This window comes from Pseudoxanthomonas sp. CCNWLY206-1 (assembly GCF_039710385.1).
GTDB lineage: Bacteria > Pseudomonadota > Gammaproteobacteria > Xanthomonadales > Xanthomonadaceae > Pseudoxanthomonas_A.
The window spans coordinates 59,760-78,761 of record NZ_JBDKXI010000006.1 but is presented as its reverse complement, the minus strand read 5'-3'; the positions used below and the strand labels follow the sequence as shown (position 1 = coordinate 78,761).

The window sequence follows — 19,002 nt, the reverse complement described above, 5'->3', positions numbered from 1 at the left end:
CGGCTTCGGCCGGAAATGTGCCACAACATCGTCCTCCGGCTTCGGCTGGATTTGAGAGGCCCTCTGCTTTCGCAAGAAAGCATGGCCTCTTTTTTTATGGGCGGGGGCGTGTCTGAGAACCTGTTCCCAGTCGCGGCGATCCAGAGCCTGCCCCGCGCCTGATGCGGGCGGCGCGTGGCGGAGCCGGAGCGCAGGTACCCGGACACGAGCACCACAGGCGCGCCAGATGGCAAGCGCAGCAAGACTTGAACAGGTTCTGAGAGGGAATGAGATTCCTGCCCTTGCCCGGCGAGCGGCTTGCGGCAAAGATGTGGGTCGGCTGGGGAGTCACCGCGTCATGTTCAAACGTCTGTCCTTGCAAAGATCGGGTCTTGCGGCCTTGCCGCTGTTCGCCCTGTTGGCGATAAGCGCGTGCAAGCGCGAGCCGGCCGAACTCGCCGGCGCCGCCAGTGAGCCAGCCGCCGCGGTGCGTCAGCTGGCACATCACGTCCGGGCCAATGACCTGGTTGGCTTCGCCCGAACAGCCGTGCCGCCCGCCCAGTACGCCCAACTGGAAGTCGCCTGGCGCGAGAACCGTAGTCGCTGGCCGCTGACAGAGCTCCCGCTGGAGGACAAGCTGGCGCCGATGCTCGCCGTGTTGGCGGCCAAGGATTCGGAACGGCGGCTGCAACGCCAATTCGATAGCCAGTTCGCCCGCCAGGATCGCGACCTCAAGGCCGCGGCCCGGTCGCTGGGATTGTTCGGCGTGCAGTACGTGAAGAACGAAGGCAACTACACCCCGGAAGAACGTGACCACTACGCCCAGATCATCCGCGCGCTGAGCGAATGGGCGGGAGAGGCGCCGCTCGGCGATCCGCAACACGCACGCGCGGCCATCGCGCGACTGGCCATCGCGGCACGCAAGACCGGCTTGACTAGCGAGGAAGACCTGGCGGCCGCCGGCATGGAAGGCAGCCTGCGCCGGCTGAGCCCATTTTTCGCCGAAGCCAAGGCGGTATCGGACAGCTACGGCTTGCCGCTGGACGCCAGCCTCGCCGACCTGCGCACCGGCCTGGTCGAACAGAAGGGCGACAAGGCGACCGTGCGTATCCACTATCCGCTGGGTGGGCAGGAGATCGACACCATCGCCAGCCTGGAGCTGCGCGACGGCCGTTGGTATCTGAGCGATTACTTGCGCCATGTGGAACAGTTGCTGGCGGTTCCCGCACCCATGTCCGCCGCCGCTTCCGAGTTGCCTGCCACTCCCACGCCATCGCCTGCTCGCTGAAGGCAAGGCTCGCCCCGCCTTGCGCGCATCCGCACCGATCCTCGCGGAAACGACGGCCTTCATCCACTAAAGTCACAAGAGCTTGACGATCCGCCCCGTCGCACGGCTTGGCGCCCCCGCTTCCCAGACCTCCACGTTGCTGGGCCATAATGCGTCGGATGTCTGAACAAAATCCCCTGCCTTTTCCGGACCCGCCCGCTCCGCCAACGCCGCCTTCCAAGTCGGCGCTCGTGACCGTGCCCGCCAAACCGGCCAAGCGCCCATGGTGGGGACGCCTGCTGAGCCGGCTGGCGGATCCCTGGCTGGCACTGAACATCGAACCGGAAATCCCTCGCGAACTGATCGACGAGCGCCCGGTCTGTTACGTGCTGGAAGACTACGGGCTGTCCAATGCGCTCATCCTGGACCGCGCCTGCCGGGATGCCGGCCTGCCTTCACCGCTGGTGCCGCTGCCGGTGCCGGGCGATCCGCTGGGGCGCAAACGTGCCTACGTGGCATTGTCGCGCCGCAATGCCAGCGCACTGATCCCCGAAACCGGCAGCGCGAAGACGCATTCCGGATCGCTCGCCCGCCTCTTGCAGGCGCACCGCGTCAATCCGAACCTGGATGTGCAGTTGGTGCCGGTGTCGATCTTCGTCGGCCGCGCGCCGGACAAGCAGAGCGGCTGGTTTTCGGTGCTGTTCTCGGAAAACTGGGCGATCGTCGGCCGCTTCCGTCGCCTCTTGGCCATTCTGTTGAACGGCCGCGGCACGATCGTCCGGTTCGCGGCACCGGTGTCCTTGCGCGACGCCGTCGCCGAAGACCTGCCGCCGGAACGCACGGTGCGCAAGCTCTCGCGCGTGCTGCGCACTCACTTCCACCGTATCCGCGAAGCGGTGATCGGGCCGGACCTGTCCACTCGCCGCCTGCTGGTGGACCAGGTGCTGGCTGCCGACCCGGTGCGCGAAGCCATTGCAGACCAAGCCCGGCGCGACAATTCCAAGGCAGAAGACGCGTGGAAGAAAGCTCACGCGTACGCATGGGAAATCGCCGCGGACTATTCCAACCCGGTGGTGCGCTCGGCCAGCTTCCTGTTGTCGCATGTGTGGAACCGCATCTACGACGGCGTGCTGGTGCATCACCTGGACCGCTTCAAGGAAGCGGCTCCCGGCCACGAAGTCGTTTACGTGCCGTGCCATCGCAGCCACATGGACTATTTGCTGCTGTCGTATCTGCTGTACGAGCGCGGCATCGTGCCGCCGCACATCGCGGCCGGCATCAATCTCAACCTGCCGGTGATCGGCACCTTGCTGCGCAAGGGCGGCGCGTTCTTCATGCGCCGCAGCTTCCGCGGCAATCCGCTGTATTCGGCGGTGTTCACCGAATACGTGGCGCAGCTCGTTTCCGGCGGTTATTCACTGGAGTACTTCATCGAAGGCGGCCGCTCGCGTACCGGGCGGTTGCTACCACCGAAGGGCGGCATGATTTCGATGACCGTTCGCGCCTTCCTGCGCCAGCCGAAGAAGCCGGTGCTGTTCCAACCGGTCTACATCGGTTACGAGAAACTGCTGGAAGGCAACAGTTACCTGGACGAGCTGAGCGGCCGTCCCAAGGAAAAAGAATCGATCTGGGCGCTGCTGTGGAGCATCCCCAAGGTGCTGCGTCAGAACTATGGTCAAGTGGTGGTGAACTTTGGCGAGCCCATCGCCCTGAACGACGCATTGGCGCAACACGCACCGGAGTGGAGTGGCACGCCGCTGGGCGAAGAGGAACGGCCTGCGTGGCTTTCCGCCACGGTCGACGCGCTGGCCGACCAGATCCAGGTGCATATCAACCGCGCGGCCGACGTCAATCCGATCAACCTGCTGGCGCTGGCGCTGCTGTCCACGCCCAAGCACGCGATGGGCGAAGCGGATTTGATCGCACAGATCGAACTGTCGAAAACACTATTGGCCGAGCTGCCGTATTCCGATCTGGTCACCGTCACCCCGCACACTCCCGAGCGCATCATCGCGCACGGTGAGGAAATCAATGTGCTGCGCCGGGTCAAGCATCCGCTGGGTGATGTGCTGAGCGTGGTGGATGACGACACCGCCGTGCTGATGAGCTACTACCGCAACAACGTGCTGCATCTGTTCACGGCATCGGCGTGGATCGCCTGTTGTTTCCAGAACAACCGCCGCATGAGCCGCGCCGGCGTATTGCGACTGGGCCGCGGTTTGTATCCGTTCCTGCAGACGGAACTGTTCCTGCCGTGGACCGAGGACGAGTTCGCCGAACGCATGGACCGCACCATCGATCTGTTCATTCGCGAAGGCCTGCTGCAACAGATCAACGACGACGACGGTGGCATCCTGGCGCGCAACGCCGGGCAAACCGATGAAGTGTTCCGCCTGCGCGCTATCGGCCATTCGCTGCAACAAGCGTTCGAGCGTTACTACATCGCCATTTCCGTGCTGGTGAAGAATGGCCCGGGCAAGTTGGGCGCGGCCGAACTGGAAAGCCTGTGCCAGCAGGCGGCGCAGCGTTTGAGCCTGCTTTATGCGCCGGCGGCGCCGGAATTCTTCGACCGTACCCTTTTCCGCGGCTTCATCCAGAAAATGCGCGAGCTGCGCCTGGTATGGCCGGACGAAAACAGCAAGCTGTTGTTCGACGAGCGCCTGGATGCCTGGGCCAAAGACGCCAAGGCCATCCTGGGTCGCGAACTGCGCCACACCATCGAACGCGTCAGTCCGGAAGCCGCGCGGCCCGAACCAGGGCCGGAACCGCGGGATTGAGAGCACAAACCCTGTAGGAACGGCGTCCCGCCACGAGCTCTTCCTGTCAGATCGCAGCAGAGCAAAGAGCTCGCGGCGGGACGCCGCTCCTACAAGAATTCGGTGGTGGCGATGTCACCCCGCGTGACTGAACGTCCGCGTCAGCCATGCCTTGGCGGCCACACCCAATTGGTCGTCCTTTACCAGTCGATACAGAGGCGAGCCGCACTCCAGCAAATGCGGCGCGTCCTCGATCACCAGCACCATGCGCAGAAGACCGGTCCCGCCGGGCAGGATGACCGGGGGCAGGTATTCGCGGAAACCGTAGTATTCGAAAACATCGTGCAGATACGGCTCGCAGGCGATCAGGCAGAAGCGGGTCCGGTTTTCCAGCAGCCGGCGGTAGGTTTCCTCCATCAATCGATCCATCACCGGCTTGACGCGATGGTCTGCCTGCACGGCGAACCGGGTGCCGACGGCCACCCGGTCCAGCGGCCAGGAGTGGGCGAACGGGTCGATCTGAAACAGGCTGCCGTATTCCACTTGCACCGCGCTTGGACCGAAATCGTGCAGACGCAGCGTCGCGATGGTGGTGGCGCCCTGGTTGATCGCCAAGGTAGCGCCACAAGCATCCAGGCCGTCGGCGATGCGTTTGCTGCGATCGCTGTAGGGTCCGCCCTGCTCATGGAAATAGACATCGCGGCGCAGGCGCTGCACGTCGCCCAGGCTTTCGCCCGCGGCGATCCATTGCACCTGCAGCTCGGCGGACAGGTGCTGATCGCCTGTCCCAGCCGGAACGCTCCGCTGGACGGAGGTCGGGTCGACGCGGGCTGGATTGTCCTGATGCATACGGCTCCTGCGCTGGCATGGCAGATCCACGCGGCGGGTGAATACGGCTACAAGTCCCTCAGGAGGCGCTTGCCGCCGTCAAATGTGATGAGTGTCTCGCTATCGAAGCAAGCATCGGGCCAACTTTCACGGCCATCGCCCGGGTATGGAAAAGCCGCCGACGTAAGGCGGCGGAGCGCGGGCAGCCGGCACCTGCCAGGCAGGCAGCCAGTCAACTGGAGCGGTGCGGCCGCCCTGCCGAGTGACGTGCTGCGTCAAATTCGGCCGGGTTGGGCAGTTGGGGCGACCCGGCAAGCGCGGCGAAGCCCTACAGGCCTCAGGCCGGCTCGTCGGGAATCAGTGCGCTTTCCAGCCGGTTGATGCAGTCCTTGAGCCACAGCTTTCGCTTCTTCAAGCGCTTGATGGTCAGCTCATCGGCTTCGATGTCCGCCAGCAGGCGAGAGATGGCATCGTCGAGCTCGCGGTGCTCCAGCTTGAGCGTCGCGATACGTTGACTGATTTCGGAGGGATTTAGAGGTTCCACGCAGGCAGCGTACACCGGCCAGGCTGCGTCCGTCATCGCCGCCACGCCCGGTACAATGGACGATCTTATGACCGCTTTTCTGCCCCTTCCCGACCCCAGCCGCGCACGCCTTGCCAATCCGCGGCGCGAGGCGCGCGAACACACGAAACTGGGCAAACGGATACGCCGCCAAGTAGGCGAGGCCATCGCTGATTTCGGCATGATCGAGGACGGCGACAAGGTGATGGTCTGCCTGTCTGGCGGCAAGGACAGCTACACCCTGCTGGACATCCTTCTGCAGTTGCAGAAGAAAGCACCCGTGGCTTTCGAGTTGGTCGCCGTCAACCTGGACCAGAAGCAGCCGGACTTCCCGGAGCACGTGCTGCCGGAGTATCTGGAATCGGTCGGCGTGCCGTACAAGATCCTGGAACAGGACACGTATTCGGTAGTGACGCGCGTGGTGCCGGAAGGCAAGACGATGTGTTCGCTGTGCTCTCGGCTCCGGCGCGGCGCTTTGTATGCGTACGCGGAGGCGCAGGGCTTCACCAAGATCGCGCTCGGCCACCACCGCGACGACATGGTGGCCACGTTCTTTCTTAATCTGTTCTTCCACGCCAAGCTGGCCGGCATGCCGCCCAAGCTGCGCAGTGATGACGGCAAGCACGTCGTGATCCGTCCCCTGGCGTACGTGCGCGAAGCGGATATCGCCGAGTACGCGGTTGCGCGCCAGTTCCCTATCATTCCCTGCAACCTGTGCGGAAGTCAGGAGAATCTGCAGCGCAAGCAGGTGCAGAAGATGATGGCGCAATGGGAGCGTGATACGCCTGGCCGCATCGAACAGATCGCCCGCGCGTTGGGCGACGTCCGGCCTGCACAGTTGGCCGACCCCAGGCTGTTCGATTTCATGGCGTTGGGCCGTCTCGGCAATGCGTCGCTGCCCGCCGTTTCCGCCTGGTTGGCGGAGTCGCACGCAGAAGCTGATGCGCCTCCCTGATCCACACCTCGTCATCCCGGCGAACGCTGGGATCCATACGCTTCTTGCTTCTCACGCCGTACGGGTGAAGCAAGAATCAGATGGGTCCTCTCCTACGCGAGGATGACAAAAGAGATGCTTACCGCTTTTCGTCTCCCCCTTTCTCCTTCCTGGTCCTTCGATGTTCTTTCGCAACCTGACGTTTTTCCGCTTTCCCACCACTCTCGATTTTGAAACCCTCGATACCCTGCTGCCGGAGGCGCAGCTCAAGCCGGTCGGTCCATTGGATCTGTCATCGCGTGGCTTTATCTCGCCATTCGGCCGCGGTGAGGAAGCGCTCTCGCACCGCATCGGCGATTCCATCTGGCTGACCGTCGGTGGCGAGGACAAAATTCTTCCCGGTTCGGTGGTCAACGACCTGTTGGCCAAGAAGCTGGAGGAGATCGAACAGAAGGAAGGCCGCAAACCTGGCGGCCGCACCCGCAAACGGTTGAAAGAAGACCTGGTGCATGAACTGTTGCCGCGTGCCTTCGTCAAACCGTCCCGCACCGATGCGCTGCTCGACCTGGAGCATGGATTCGTCGCCGTGGACACTTCATCGCGCAAATCAGGCGAAAGCGTGGTCTCGGAAATCCGCCGCGCGATGGGCAGCTTTCCCGCGCTGCCACTGAATGCAGAAGTGGCGCCACGATCCATCCTGACCGGCTGGATAGCTGGCGAACCCTTGCCGGAAGGTCTGAGCCTGGGTGAGGAATGCGAAATGAAAGATGCGATGGATGGTGGCGCCGTGGTGAAATGCCAGAACCAGGAGCTGCAGAGCGATGAGATCGCCAAGCACCTGGAGGCGGGCAAGCAGGTCACACGCTTGGCGCTGATCCTGGACGATCACGTGTCCTTCGTCCTTGGCGAGGACCTGATCGTGCGCAAGCTGAAGTTCCTGGAAGGCGCGGTGGACCAGTTGGAAAGCACCGAACGTGAAGATCTGCGCGCCGAACTCGACGCCCGCTTCGCGTTGCTTAGCGGCGAGGTGAAACGGCTGTTCCTGGTGCTGGAAAGCGCCCTGAAATTGAGCAAGGCTGAGACCTAGAAGCGGGAAGCGGGAAGCGGGGAACAGGAAATTCCAATCAGCGTCATCCCAGCGGACGCTGGGATCCATTTTGATCTGCAGCGGCTGTCATAACTTCGTAGCGAACAACGACAAGTGGATCCCAGCATTCGCTGGGATGACGGCCACAGTTTCCCTTCATCTTCGCCACACGCCACTCTCCGCTTATGCGATCCTTATCCCATGCCCGGCCTGTTCCGCCGCCTGATCGCCCCACGGTCTCCGCATAGCATCGAACGCGATGTTGTCGCGGTAGCGTTGGCGGATGGTCGCACCATCGACGTTCAGCGCGTGCGCGATCCGCGCGCCAAACGCTTGAAGCTGAGCGTGGATGAACGCGGCGCGCGATTGACATTGCCGCTGCGCGCCAGCCTGGTATCGGGCGAACGCTTCCTGCATGAGCATCGCGGTTGGCTAACTGCGCAAATCGCGCACCATCAACCGGACGATGCCGCCTGCGCATTGATTCGTGGCCAGACGACCTGTCTGCCACTGCGCGGCGAATCCGTGCCGCTCTACTGGCACGAAGGCCGCTACGCCAAGATCGAACGCGACGATGGCGGCCTGCATTTCCAACTGCCCGCTCGCACTAACGATGCCATGCTGCCGCGAACGCTGCGCGCGTTCTACGAAGCTGAAGCGCGCGCCGATATTGGCCGTTTGTTACCGAAATATCTCACCGGATTGCCACGCGCACCGTCGCGCTTCCGCCTGAAGATCATGTCCACGCAGTGGGGTTCGCTGGCCCCGGATGGTTCGTTGGCTCTGGACCTGGCGTTGACGCTGGGCCGCCCCTCGGCGTTCGAATATGTGTTGGTGCATGAACTCTGCCATTTGATTCAAGCCAACCACTCTCCCGCCTTCTGGCGCGAAGTAGAGACGCGTTTCCCCACCTGGCGGGATGAACGCGAGTACTTTCACGCCGAAGGACGACGCTTGAAGTCCGTGCTGCATCGATTGTTGTCCGCTGCGAAATAAGCACGTAGAGCGGAGCTGCGCCAATCCGTCGTAGAGCGGAGATTGCTCCGCTGCTCTTGGCCCACTGGCTCCGGAGGCACTCAGCCGAGCAAGCTCGGCTCTACTCGACACGCCGAGCCAATCCGTTGTAGAGCGGAGATTGCTCCGCTGCTCTTGGCGCACCGGCTCCGGAGACACTCAGCCGAGCAAGCTCGGCTCTACTCGACACGCCGAGCCAATCCGTCGTAGAGCGGAGCTTGCTCCGCTGCTCTTGGTGCACAGGCTCCGGAGACACTTAGCCGAGCAAGCTCGGCTCTACTCGAGGCGCCGAGCCAATCCGTCGTAGAGCGGAGCTTGCTCCGCTGCTCTTGACCCACTGGATCCGGAGGCACTTAGCCGAGCAAGCTCGGCTCTACTCGACACGCTGAGCCAATCCGTCGTAGAGCGGAGCTTGCTCCGCTGCTCTTGGCCCACTGGCTCCGGAGGCACTTAGCCGAGCAAGCTCGGCTCTACTCGAGGCGCTGAGCCAATCCGTCGTAGAGCGGAGCTTGCTCCGCTGCTCTTGGCCCACCGGCTCCGGAGACACTCAGCCGAGCAAGCTCGGCTCTACTCGAGGTGCCGACCAATCCGTCGTAGAGCGGAGCTTGCTCCGCTGCTCTTGGCGCACCGGTTCCGGAGACACTCAGCCGAGCAAACTTGGCTCTACCAGGTACGCGGATTACTTTGCAGAAGCGATGTCGGTATTGCTGCCGCTATCTAGATTCTCAAAGAAGCCGCCAATCGCCGTCGCCACGGCAACAGGATTTTCCATATGCAAATGATGGATGCCGGCAATGACCTGCAGCCGGCCCCGCGGGAGCAAACCAACCCGGTGCGTGCGCAATGGTTCCGGAAAATAGCTTTGCGGCGGATCGGCGTAGATGACGGTCGTGGGGCATTCGATATCGGCGATGAGGCGGCTGATCTGCGCTTCATCCAACCGCTGCGGAGTAGGCAAGGTCAGGCGCGGATCGCTGCTCCATACGTAACCGCCCTCGACGGGTCTGATCCCGCGCTCCACCAACAATCGCGCCGCGGGCTCGCCCAATTGGTTGGCTTGCATGCGCGCACGCACGGGAGCCGCCAGGTCGGCGAAGACGCGCAGGCTTTTCCCCGGCAATGCGCGGGCGGCGGCAATCGCTTCGCGCCAGCGAGCCGCTGTCCGTTCCACGGTTTCGGCCAGGCCGCCCAGCGCCTCGATAGCGACCAATCGCTCAATGCGGTGCGGGGAAGAGGCCGCCACCAGGCTGGCGATGCCCGCACCCATCGAGTGGCCAAGCAGCGAAAAACGCTGCCAGCCCAACGCATCGGCGATATCCAGCACTGCGTTGACGGCCACGCCACCGGTGTACTCCGCGCCGGGCCCCAAATGCGCGCTGCGGCCGTGGCCGGGCAGATCCGGCATCACCAGGTCCAGCTGCGGAAGATGTTCCGCCAACGGAAAGAAGCTGGCGGCGTTGTCCAGCCAGCCGTGCAACGCAAGCACCTTGGGGCCGTTCGGATCACCCGCCCTCAACGCGGCGATGCGACCGAGCGGGATATCGAGGAATAGCTCGCGCCGGCTCACCGATTCGCTTCCGCCGCGTGGCGCGCCAGCGCGATCAATGCGTCGGCATGCGCGGGCGATTCGTTGAGGCACGGGATGTAGCGGAGTTCGCCGCCGTGTTCGGCAAAGCGCTCGACGAACCCGATGCCGACCTCCTCCAGCGTTTCCAGGCAATCCACCGCGAAGCCCGGGCAAACCGCATCCACCCGGCGCACACCGCTTGCAGCCAGCTGATCCAGTACTTTGTCGGTTGCCGGTTCCAGCCAGCGTTCGCGGCCGAAACGCGACTGATAGGTCAGCGTCCACTCGTCATCACGCAGCCCCAGCGCCTGCGCGATGGCTTGGCTACTGGCTTGGCAACGTTGAGGGTAGGGATCACCGGCGTTGGCGACCCGCTGCGGCAGCCCATGAAAGGAAAACAACAGATGCTCGCCGGCGCCATGGCGTTCGCGCCAGTGGCGGATCGAATCGGCCACCGCCCGCACCCAACCCGCATCCGTGGAGTAGTCGTCGATCATCGCGGTCCGCAGCCCCTCGCCTTCACGCGCCACCACGTCGCCGACCGACGCGGTGGTGGTGGTCGAATACTGCGGATACAGCGGCAGCACCACCACGCGCTCGATGCCGGCCTGGCGCAATTGCCGCAGCACGCCGGCCAACGCCGGCTGGCCGTAACGCATGGCATGGACCACCCGCCATTGCGGCGCTCGCTGCTGCATCGCTTCCGCCAGCCGGCGGGTATAGACCGCCAGCGGCGAACCCTCGGGCAGCCATACCTGAGCGTACTTCTTCGCTGCCTTGGGGCCACGCAGTGGCAGGATCAGCAAATGCAGCAGCGGCCACCAGAGCCAGCGTGCCAGCTGGACCACGCGGCGATCGCTCAGGAACTCGCCGAGATAGCGGCGCACAGCCGGCGCGGTGGGCGCTTCGGGCGTGCCTAGATTGACCACGACGAGCGCGGTAGCGGGTGCGTTGGACATGCCGGCATTGTCGCAGAGCCGAAAGCCTCCTGAAGAAGCGTCAGCCATCGATTTTTCGAAACGGCCGCCCTGTCATCGCCTATCGCCGAGCGCGTTGAGGGCGACTGGCTTCCGGCCGCGCGCCTCAGCCGCGATTCATCCCCGCGCTCCTACTTTCGCCCCATTGCAGTATCTTGCTGTCCGTTCGCTTTTCGGAGATCGCCATGACCCCTAATTGCCGCGTCCGTCGCGTGTTGCTTCCGGCCGCCTTGCTGCTCGCTGCCTTCTTGTCCGCCGGCCAAGCCTTGGCGGGTCCGAAGGAAGACGATCGCGCCGTCAATGCGGTCCGGGTGCTGAAGGAAATCCAGAAGATTCCGGAGCAGGGCATTCCCGACAAGCTGCTGGATGAGGGCAAGGCCATCATCGTCATTCCGGACACTTTGAAGGCCGGACTGGTGTTCGGCGGCCGGCGCGGCCACGGCCTGATGTCGGTCAAGAACCCCGACGGCACCTGGTCCAATCCCGTATTCGTGAAACTCACCGGCGGCAGCGTCGGCTTCCAGGCCGGCGTGCAGTCGTCGGACGTGGTGCTGGTCTTCCGCAACGATCGCAACCTGGACAACATCGTCAACGGCAAATTCACCTTGGGCGCTGACGCCGGCATTGCAGCCGGCCCGGTCGGTCGCAATGCATCGGCCTCGACCGATGGACAGTTGAAGGCGGAAATCTGGTCGTGGTCGCGTGCGCGCGGCCTGTTCGCCGGCGTAGCGCTGGATGGCGCGGTGTTACAGATCGATGACGATGCCAACTTGGCGGTCTATGGCAGCGCCGCCACGCCACGCGCGATCTTCGAAAGCCGCAGTGGCGCGCCATCCGATGCGGTGGTCGGCTTCCGCGATCAGCTGGAAGAAGCCACCGCCATCGCTCGCAGCGGCCGCGGCACGCAACGCACCTCCGCTCCGGCTGCCTCAGTCACGCCAGCGCCGCAAACCCCGCCGGTGGCTGAATCCCAGCCGCAGACGCAGGGCTTTCAGCCCGTTTCCGACGACGAAATCAAAACCGAACCGCTGAACGGCAACCCATGACGTCCGTTATGGGGCATCGATACGTAATCTGGACCCGCAGCTGCGTTATCCTGAGCACCCTTACTTTTACTGCGAGTACACCATGGGCGGTTTGAGCATCTGGCATTGGATCATTGTGCTGGTGGTCGTACTGCTGATCTTCGGTACCAAGCGCCTGCGCAATGCCGGCCAGGACCTGGGCGAAGCGGTCAAAGGCTTCAAGAAGGGCATGAAGGAAGAAGACAAGCCCACCGGTCAGCTCGGCGATGAGTCCCGCAACGATCAGACGCGGAGCGGAGAATCCAGCAGCTCGAAAGAACGCGACCGCGACGCCAGCTGATCGGCAGTTCGGTTTTTTTGCGCTCTCGGCAGTTCATGTTGCCCGACCCTTGCCCGCCAAGCGATTGTGCGCGGCGCGGCGGGTCGCTGCGTGAGTGCTTACCCGGTGCGTGGTCGTTACGTTCTCTCATGCCCCGCATGAGTCTTTTGTCTGGCATCCGCAGGCTCTGAATCGTCATGTTCGATATCGGCTTCAGCGAATTGTTGATTGTCGCGATCGTGGCTTTGATCGTGCTCGGCCCCGAACGTCTCCCTAAAGCCACGCGCTTCGCGGGCTTGTGGGTGCGGCGCGCCCGTGCGCAATGGCATTCGGTAAAAGATGAACTGGAGCGCGAATTGGCGGCTGAAGAGCTCAAGCGAGGTTTCCAGGACGCCAAGGACGCGATCAGCGATACCGAGCGCCGGATACGCGATAGCGGCACCGAGGTCGAACGCGAATTCGACGCCATCCGGCAATCGGTGAAAGACGATCCGGATGGCAACCGCGTCGAACCCGACGACGGTGATGACGCCGACAAGAGCGGCTATGCCGCCGATGCACTGCCGGCGATGGAAGACGAGCAGGAGTCATCACATGGGGCGAAGCACGAGAACCAACCGGAGGGCGAAAGCGATGAACCGCGAAACGTCTGATCCGGAATCGGAAAGCAGTTTGATCGAACATCTGGTCGAACTGCGTTCGCGCCTGATGCGCGCACTGATGGGTGTGGGCGTGGTGCTGGTGGTGCTGTTGCCGTTCACCAGCCAGATCTACACCTGGCTGGCGATGCCCCTGGTCCAGCGGCTTCCCGTTGGCCAGACCTTGCTGGCGATGAATCCGGCGGGCGCATTCTTCGCACCGGTCAAGCTGACCTTTTTCGTCGCGCTGTTCTTCGCCGTTCCCTGGCTGCTCTATCAAGCGTGGGCGTTCGTGGCGCCAGGCCTGTACCAGCGAGAGAAAAAACTGGCGATGCCACTGCTGGCCTCGTCGGTGGCCTTGTTCTACATCGGCTGCGCGTTCGCCTACTTCCTGGTGTTGCCTTCGGTCTTCAGTTTCCTGGTGAAGTTCAAGCCGGACATCATCGCCATCACGCCAGACGCCGGGTCGTATCTGGATTTCGTGCTGCTGATCTTCTTCGCCTTCGGCGCCAGTTTCGAATTGCCGGTCGCCCTGGTGATCCTGGTGGCGCTGGGCTGGGTTACTCCACAGCAATTGAGGGAAGGCCGCGGCTACGCCATCGTCGCGGTATTCGTCCTGGCCGCCATCATCACGCCACCGGACGTGGTGTCGCAGTTGATGCTCGCCATCCCGATGTGCCTGCTGTACGAAGCCGGGATCATTGCCGGGAGTTTGTTGAAACCGAAGGAAGTCGAGGCGGAGTAAACGCCGCATCTCGCATCCACTCACGTAGAGCGGAGCTTGCTCCGCTGCTCTTGGCGCATCGATCAGTCGAGCAAATTACGAAAGCGCCACAGGCAATTCGCTTATCCCTGCCGTTGCGACGGCCTCACTGCTACTGGTCCCGTACTATCGCGAGGCGCAGCTCGGCTACAAAAAGCGCAAGGCGCAGCCCTACTCAGACTTCGATATGTGTTGCTGTTTGTGGGGATGCCGATTGCGCCCCCATCATCTGCCGCCACGCGTAATAAGCCGCGCCCGCCAATACCGGCATCAGTACCGCCATCAGCATCAGCTGCCAAAGCAGCATCGCCAATGTGGCGCCCATCAGCAGTTGCAGCAACGATGCGACCAGGAGCAGACCGATCGAAATAGCAAAGATCGCGATACCCGCCAGCAGGTAGAACACCAGCATGGCCGTCCAGTTATGCAGGCATGCACGCAAGCTGTTGCGCATCGATGTCAGCGCATCGTTTCCGGAAAAAATAATTTGCGGCGTGGCGACGAAGGTCATCCATTTCACTGCGACGAAGCTCACCAGCACCAGCAGGACCCACAGCAGCAGACGGCCGACCGGCAGCCCTTCCAGCATGGACGGGTCAGCCTTGCCACCGCTTTCGGCGATCACCTGCATCTGCGCCATCACATCGCTCAGGTGCTTCAGCTGCTCGGTACCGACCACCACGAACAGCAACCCTCCGAGGATCAGCGCAGCCAGCGCTTGTGGCAGCAGCGTTGCCAACAAGCTGCGTGCATGGCCGTCGCGCACCGGTTGCAGCAGATGCCCCGACAGCGCCGGGCGGTCCTGGTCGACTTCGCGTACCGCAAGAATCATCCCGGCGAAAAACAACGGGCCTGCCAGGATCAACAGGAATTGCAGGCCATACATCAACACGGGAACCGAGATCGCCACCATCATCACCACCAGCGAGACCAGCCCCCACAGCACCGCCAGCCTGCCCAATGCCAGCGGCGCCTTGCGCAACAGCGCGAATCCGCCCAGCAGCCATTCCGCACCGGCGCCGGCCGGTACCTTGTTGATCATCGACATCAGGGTTCCGATTTCGGTTTGTGGGTCAGCGGCCGTGCAGGCCGCGCGCATGCTTGACGAAGCGCCGCAATAGTTTGCGGGCTTGCGGCGCCGCCGTCACGTTGCGGACGATCGTTTTGGGACACCGGCCTTCCCGCCGCAGGTGTTCCTCGCGCGCCAGGACATAGCCGCGCATGTGATGAGTAGCGAATTCAGGATGGAACTGCACGCCCCAGGCACGATCTCGCCAGCGGAACGCGTGGCAGCCGTCCTGCTCGGAGCGGGCCAGCACGGTGGCGCCTTCCGGTGGACGCATCACGGTCTGCACGTGGGTGGCGTGCGCGGAGAATCGCGCTGGCAACCCGGTGAACAGCGGATCCGTCTCGGCGTGCGGATGCAGATCGATGGCGACCGTGCCGGATTCGCGCCCCGTCGGGTTATCCGCCACCTCGCCGCCCAACGCATGCGCCAGCAGCTGGTGGCCGTAGCAGATGCCCAGCAGCGACATGCCGTCGTGGGCCGCGTCGCGCAGCCAGTCGGCGCTACGTTCGCTCCAGTCCGCGCGGTCGGTAACAAACGCGGCCGAACCGGTGACGATGACCCCCGCGAAGCCCTCTCGGCGTGGCAGGGCATCGCCGCGTTCGACATTCGCCACCACGGTTTCGTCGGCCTCGAGCCCTGCCGCTACTCGAATCCAATGGGGGAAGCCGCCATAACGCCGCATCGACGGCACCGGCTGACCGGTTTCGACGATGAGAAAAGGGGCTCTCGCGGTGGCTTTCACGGGCGCAAACGAAGGAAGGGCGTGGGGTTCCCCGTATACTAGCCCGCTTTTCCGCAGTGCACGATAACCCGATGGCCGAACCCTCGAATCCACCGGTAACTTTCCAGGGACTGACCTTCCAAGGTTTGATCCGGACCCTCAATGAATATTGGGCTTCGCAGGGCTGCGTGCTGATCCAGCCGCTGGATATCGAAGTCGGCGCGGGCACTTTCCACCCCGCCACCTTCTTGCGCGCGCTAGGCCCTGAGCCGTGGAACGCTGCCTACGTGCAACCCAGCCGCCGCCCCACCGATGGCCGCTACGGCGAAAACCCCAACCGCCTGCAGCGTTACTACCAGTACCAGGTGGTGATGAAACCCAACCCCGACAACATCCAGGAGCTTTACCTGGATTCGCTGAAGGCGCTGGGCATCGATCCGCGCGTGCACGACCTGCGCTTCGTCGAGGACAACTGGGAATCGCCCACCCTGGGCGCCTGGGGCCTGGGCTGGGAAGTCTGGCTGAACGGCATGGAAGTCACCCAGTTCACCTATTTCCAGCAAGCCGGCAGCCTGGAATGCCGGCCGGTGCTGGGCGAGATCACCTACGGCCTGGAACGGCTCTGCATGTACCTGCAGAACTGCGACAACGTCTACGACCTGGTCTGGACCGAAGGTCCGCAGGGCATCGTCACCTACGGCGACGTGTACCACCAGAACGAAGTCGAACAAAGCACCTACAACTTCGAATACGCGGACGTGGCCGAGATGTTCCACCGCTTCGACGCCTGCGAAGCCGAAGCGCTGAAACTGGTCGAAGCCGGCCTGCCGCTGCCCGCCTACGAGCAAGTTTGCAAGGCAAGCCACAGCTTCAACCTGCTGGACGCACGCCGCGCAATTTCCGTCACCGAACGCCAGCGCTACATCCTGCGCGTGCGCAAGCTGGCGCAGGCGGTGGCCGAAGCGTATTACGCTCAGCGGGAAAAGCTGGGTTTCCCGGGGTTGAAGAACGTCACCGCTTAAGTCCCTCTCCCCTCGGGAGAGGGGTTGGGGAGAGGGTTCGGCGAAGTCCTGGTGGTTCGCCGCCATTGACTCCGCCGCACCTCATCCGGCGCTTCGCGCCACCTTCTCCCAGAGAGAGAAGTGAACCGCTTTACAAGGCTTGTTGATATGAGCGAACAAAAACCCCTGCTGATCGAACTCGGTACCGAAGAACTTCCCGTCAAGGCATTGCCCGGGCTGGCGCAGGCATTCTTCGACGGCGTGGTCGACGCATTGAGCAAGCGCGGTGTCGCGTTCGAACGTGGCGACGCCAAGCCGCTGTACACGCCTCGCCGATTGGCCGTGCTGTTGCCAGGCGTCGCAATCGAACAACCGGAACAGAAATCGGAAGTGCTGGGGCCTTACCTCAACATCGCGCTGGATGCGGATGGCCAGCCGACCAAGGCGTTGCAAGGTTTCGCACAGAAAGCCGGCATCGAATGGACGCAGCTGGAACGCAGCACCGACGGCAAGGGCGAGCGCTTCGTTCACCGCGCGGTGAAGCCGGGCGCCAAAACTGCCGACCTGCTGCCGGACATCGTGCGCGAGGCCATCGCCTCCATGCCGATTCCCAAGCCGATGCGCTGGGGCGATCACGACTACGCCTTCGCGCGGCCGGTGCACTGGCTCGTGCTGTTGCTGGGCCGTGACGTGGTGGACGCGGAAGTGCTGGGCGTACGCAGCGACCGGATGAGCCGCGGCCATCGCTTCGAACACGGTAAGCCGGTGTGGATCGGCCAACCCAGCGACTACATCGAAGCACTATGCGCCGCACGCGTGCTGGTCGATGCCGATGAACGACGTGCGCGCATCGTGCGCGAAGCGGAACGCGCGGCGAAGCAGGCCGGCGGGAGCGCACGCATCACCGATGACAACCTGGAACAGGTCGTTTGCCTGGTCGAATGGCCGTCGGCGGTGCTATGCAGTTTCGACAAAGCGTTCCTGGCGGTGCCGCAGGAAGCATTGATTGAAACGATGGAAGTGAACCAGAAGTTCTTTCCCGTGCTGGACGACAGTGGCCGCCTGACCGAGCGTTTCATCGGCATCGCCAATATCGAATCGCAGGACGTGGCCGAAGTCAGCAAAGGCTACGAGCGTGTGATTCGCCCGCGCTTTTCCGACGCCAAGTTCTTTTTCGACGAAGACCTCAAACAAGGCCTGGCGTCGATGAATGAAGGGCTGAAGACCGTCACTTACCAAGCCAAGTTGGGCACCGTCGCCGACAAGGTCGCTCGCGTTGCCGCACTGGCCGAAGCGATTGCGCCGCAGGTGGGTGCCGATCCCGTGCAGGCGCGCCGCGCTGCCGAATTGGCCAAGGCCGATCTGCAATCGCGCATGGTCAACGAGTTCCCGGAACTGCAAGGCATTGCAGGCCGTCACTACGCGCTTGTGTCTGGCGAACCAAAGGAAATCGCATTGGCTATCGACGAGGCTTACCAGCCGCGTTTCGCCGGTGATGACATCGCGCTGTCGCCACTGGGCAAGGTGCTGGCGATTGCGGAACGGCTCGACACGCTGGCGGGCGGTTTCGCCGCGGGGTTGAAGCCGACGGGAAACAAGGATCCGTTCGCACTGCGGCGGAATGCTTTGGGTTTGGCGCGGACGATGATCGAGAGTGGCTTCAATTTGAATCTGCGCGAGCTGATCGACACCGCCATGGAAAAATTGCCGGCCGGCGTACAACCTGCGGCTGACCGGAATACCGAAACGCTCGGTTCCGATCTGTACGACTTCATCCTCGACCGCCTGCGCGGCTACTACGCGGATAAGAACGTACCGACCCAGCATTTCAATGCCGTCGCCGAACTACGCCCCGCATCGCTGTACGACTTCGACACCCGCATCGATGCCATCGGCACGTTTGCCACACTGCCGGAGGCCGAAGCGCTGGCTGCGGCCAACAAACGCATCAACAACATCCTGAAGAAGGCCGAGGGCGAGATTCCTCGCGCCATCGATCGCGAGCTGCTGAACGAGCCGGCGGAAAGCGCACTGGCGGAAGCGGTGGAAGCCGCTATCGGTGACACCGACGACGCCCTGCATCATCACGATTACGTCGCGGTGCTGAACCGCCTGGCTCGCCTGCGTCCGCAAGTGGATGCGTTCTTCGACGGCGTGATGGTCAATGTGGATGACGCAGCGGTGCGCAATAACCGGTTGGCGCTGCTGAAGCGACTGGCCGACCGTTTCGGCGCGGTGGCCGCCATCGAGCATCTGTCGAACTGATGCTCCTCTTGTAGAGCGGAGCTGCGCCCCGCGATAGGGCTGGGTCGGCATCGATGAGGCCGTCGCAACGGCAGGCGATAGCGAATAGCCGCTGAAAGGCGCTCTCGTAGAGCGGAGCGCCATCCACCGAGCAACGACTGTTCACCGGTCATGTGAGAAGCGCCGAGGCACATGAACCAGCCAAACCTTTCCTGTCCGTTTCTCATCTTCCTTTTACCCGAATTCCCGTT

Annotated in this window: 17 protein-coding genes; 11 read left to right on the top strand and 6 right to left on the bottom strand. The window is 63.2% G+C overall.

Going from position 1 to position 19,002, the window contains the following annotated elements:
* Positions 1-337: 337 nt before the first annotated feature.
* Positions 338-1,267, top strand: a complete 930-nt coding sequence (locus tag AADW18_RS14285; RefSeq protein ID WP_337344063.1) for a hypothetical protein — start codon at positions 338-340, stop codon at positions 1,265-1,267.
* 149 nt (positions 1,268-1,416) lie between these two features.
* A complete protein-coding gene (gene plsB / locus AADW18_RS14280) occupies positions 1,417-4,023 on the top strand; it encodes a glycerol-3-phosphate 1-O-acyltransferase PlsB (RefSeq protein ID WP_337344062.1) in 2,607 nt (868 codons plus the stop codon).
* A gap of 114 nt (positions 4,024-4,137) precedes the next feature.
* Here the strand turns inward: plsB and AADW18_RS14275 are convergent, their stop codons facing one another.
* Both AADW18_RS14275 and AADW18_RS14270 read right to left on the bottom strand, forming a co-directional pair.
* Positions 4,138-4,851 (bottom strand): hypothetical protein, encoded by a 714-nt coding sequence (locus AADW18_RS14275; RefSeq protein ID WP_337344061.1) that lies wholly within the window; start codon positions 4,849-4,851, stop codon positions 4,138-4,140.
* Between the two features lie 316 nt (positions 4,852-5,167).
* Positions 5,168-5,374, bottom strand: coding sequence for a YdcH family protein (locus AADW18_RS14270; RefSeq protein ID WP_337344282.1), 207 nt, complete (start codon positions 5,372-5,374; stop codon positions 5,168-5,170).
* A gap of 67 nt (positions 5,375-5,441) precedes the next feature.
* On the opposite strand from AADW18_RS14270, the gene ttcA reads away from it, so the two are divergent.
* The 3 genes from ttcA to AADW18_RS14255 all read left to right on the top strand — a co-directional run bounded on the left by ttcA (position 5,442) and on the right by AADW18_RS14255 (position 8,409).
* Positions 5,442-6,347: a tRNA 2-thiocytidine(32) synthetase TtcA gene (gene ttcA / locus AADW18_RS14265; protein WP_337344060.1), complete on the top strand. Its 906-nt coding sequence runs from the start codon at positions 5,442-5,444 to the stop codon at positions 6,345-6,347.
* A gap of 160 nt (positions 6,348-6,507) precedes the next feature.
* The gene (locus AADW18_RS14260; RefSeq protein WP_337344059.1) at positions 6,508-7,413 is read left to right on the top strand and encodes a recombination-associated protein RdgC; all 906 of its coding nucleotides are present in this window, start codon (positions 6,508-6,510) and stop codon (positions 7,411-7,413) included.
* 201 nt (positions 7,414-7,614) lie between these two features.
* Positions 7,615-8,409, top strand: coding sequence for a SprT family zinc-dependent metalloprotease (locus AADW18_RS14255; protein ID WP_337344058.1), 795 nt, complete (start codon positions 7,615-7,617; stop codon positions 8,407-8,409).
* Positions 8,410-9,106: 697 nt separating this feature from the next.
* On the opposite strand, the gene AADW18_RS14250 is transcribed toward AADW18_RS14255, so the two are convergent.
* Positions 9,107-9,994 carry an alpha/beta hydrolase gene (locus AADW18_RS14250; protein WP_337344057.1) on the bottom strand — a complete coding sequence of 296 codons (888 nt, stop codon included), beginning with the start codon at positions 9,992-9,994 and terminating at the stop codon, positions 9,107-9,109.
* Positions 9,991-10,953 (bottom strand): ferrochelatase, encoded by a 963-nt coding sequence (hemH, locus tag AADW18_RS14245; protein ID WP_337344056.1) that lies wholly within the window; start codon positions 10,951-10,953, stop codon positions 9,991-9,993. The genes AADW18_RS14250 and hemH overlap by 4 nt, the downstream gene beginning before the upstream one ends.
* Before the next feature lie 203 nt (positions 10,954-11,156).
* Here hemH and AADW18_RS14240 point away from each other — a divergent pair, with 203 nt between their 5' ends.
* From AADW18_RS14240 to tatC, 4 genes are all read left to right on the top strand, one after another.
* On the top strand, positions 11,157-12,017 hold the full coding sequence (locus tag AADW18_RS14240; RefSeq protein WP_337344055.1) for a lipid-binding SYLF domain-containing protein: 861 nt from the start codon (positions 11,157-11,159) through the stop codon (positions 12,015-12,017).
* 82 nt (positions 12,018-12,099) lie between these two features.
* On the top strand, positions 12,100-12,336 hold the full coding sequence (gene tatA, locus AADW18_RS14235; protein ID WP_337344054.1) for a Sec-independent protein translocase subunit TatA: 237 nt from the start codon (positions 12,100-12,102) through the stop codon (positions 12,334-12,336).
* Positions 12,337-12,512: 176 nt separating this feature from the next.
* Positions 12,513-12,968: a Sec-independent protein translocase protein TatB gene (gene tatB / locus AADW18_RS14230; RefSeq protein ID WP_337344053.1), complete on the top strand. Its 456-nt coding sequence runs from the start codon at positions 12,513-12,515 to the stop codon at positions 12,966-12,968.
* Positions 12,949-13,698 carry a twin-arginine translocase subunit TatC gene (tatC, locus tag AADW18_RS14225; RefSeq protein ID WP_337344052.1) on the top strand — a complete coding sequence of 250 codons (750 nt, stop codon included), beginning with the start codon at positions 12,949-12,951 and terminating at the stop codon, positions 13,696-13,698. Before tatB ends, tatC begins: the two co-directional genes overlap by 20 nt.
* 193 nt (positions 13,699-13,891) lie before the next feature.
* On the opposite strand, the gene AADW18_RS14220 is transcribed toward tatC, so the two are convergent.
* Positions 13,892-14,764, bottom strand: coding sequence for a BPSS1780 family membrane protein (locus AADW18_RS14220; RefSeq protein WP_337344051.1), 873 nt, complete (start codon positions 14,762-14,764; stop codon positions 13,892-13,894).
* Positions 14,765-14,789: 25 nt separating this feature from the next.
* Positions 14,790-15,527, bottom strand: a complete 738-nt coding sequence (locus AADW18_RS14215; RefSeq protein WP_337344050.1) for a glutamine amidotransferase — start codon at positions 15,525-15,527, stop codon at positions 14,790-14,792.
* Positions 15,528-15,598: 71 nt separating this feature from the next.
* On the opposite strand from AADW18_RS14215, the gene glyQ reads away from it, so the two are divergent.
* Complete coding sequence (gene glyQ / locus AADW18_RS14210; protein WP_337344049.1) at positions 15,599-16,528, top strand: glycine--tRNA ligase subunit alpha; 930 nt, start codon at positions 15,599-15,601, stop codon at positions 16,526-16,528.
* Positions 16,529-16,675: 147 nt separating this feature from the next.
* A complete protein-coding gene (gene glyS, locus AADW18_RS14205) occupies positions 16,676-18,772 on the top strand; it encodes a glycine--tRNA ligase subunit beta (protein WP_337344048.1) in 2,097 nt (698 codons plus the stop codon).
* Positions 18,773-19,002 lie beyond the last annotated feature (230 nt).

Coding starts and splice junctions, on each gene's coding strand:
- AADW18_RS14260 (WP_337344059.1), top strand. CDS start 6,508: ATGTTCTTTCGCAACCTGACGTTTTTCCGCTTTCCCACCACTCTCGAT.
- ttcA (WP_337344060.1), top strand. CDS start 5,442: ATGACCGCTTTTCTGCCCCTTCCCGACCCCAGCCGCGCACGCCTTGCC.
- tatB (WP_337344053.1), top strand. CDS start 12,513: ATGTTCGATATCGGCTTCAGCGAATTGTTGATTGTCGCGATCGTGGCT.
- AADW18_RS14275 (WP_337344061.1), bottom strand. CDS start 4,851: ATGCATCAGGACAATCCAGCCCGCGTCGACCCGACCTCCGTCCAGCGG.
- AADW18_RS14285 (WP_337344063.1), top strand. CDS start 338: ATGTTCAAACGTCTGTCCTTGCAAAGATCGGGTCTTGCGGCCTTGCCG.
- tatC (WP_337344052.1), top strand. CDS start 12,949: ATGAACCGCGAAACGTCTGATCCGGAATCGGAAAGCAGTTTGATCGAA.
- AADW18_RS14240 (WP_337344055.1), top strand. CDS start 11,157: ATGACCCCTAATTGCCGCGTCCGTCGCGTGTTGCTTCCGGCCGCCTTG.
- tatA (WP_337344054.1), top strand. CDS start 12,100: ATGGGCGGTTTGAGCATCTGGCATTGGATCATTGTGCTGGTGGTCGTA.
- glyQ (WP_337344049.1), top strand. CDS start 15,599: ATGGCCGAACCCTCGAATCCACCGGTAACTTTCCAGGGACTGACCTTC.
- hemH (WP_337344056.1), bottom strand. CDS start 10,953: ATGTCCAACGCACCCGCTACCGCGCTCGTCGTGGTCAATCTAGGCACG.
- plsB (WP_337344062.1), top strand. CDS start 1,417: ATGCGTCGGATGTCTGAACAAAATCCCCTGCCTTTTCCGGACCCGCCC.
- glyS (WP_337344048.1), top strand. CDS start 16,676: ATGAGCGAACAAAAACCCCTGCTGATCGAACTCGGTACCGAAGAACTT.
- AADW18_RS14220 (WP_337344051.1), bottom strand. CDS start 14,764: ATGTCGATGATCAACAAGGTACCGGCCGGCGCCGGTGCGGAATGGCTG.
- AADW18_RS14255 (WP_337344058.1), top strand. CDS start 7,615: ATGCCCGGCCTGTTCCGCCGCCTGATCGCCCCACGGTCTCCGCATAGC.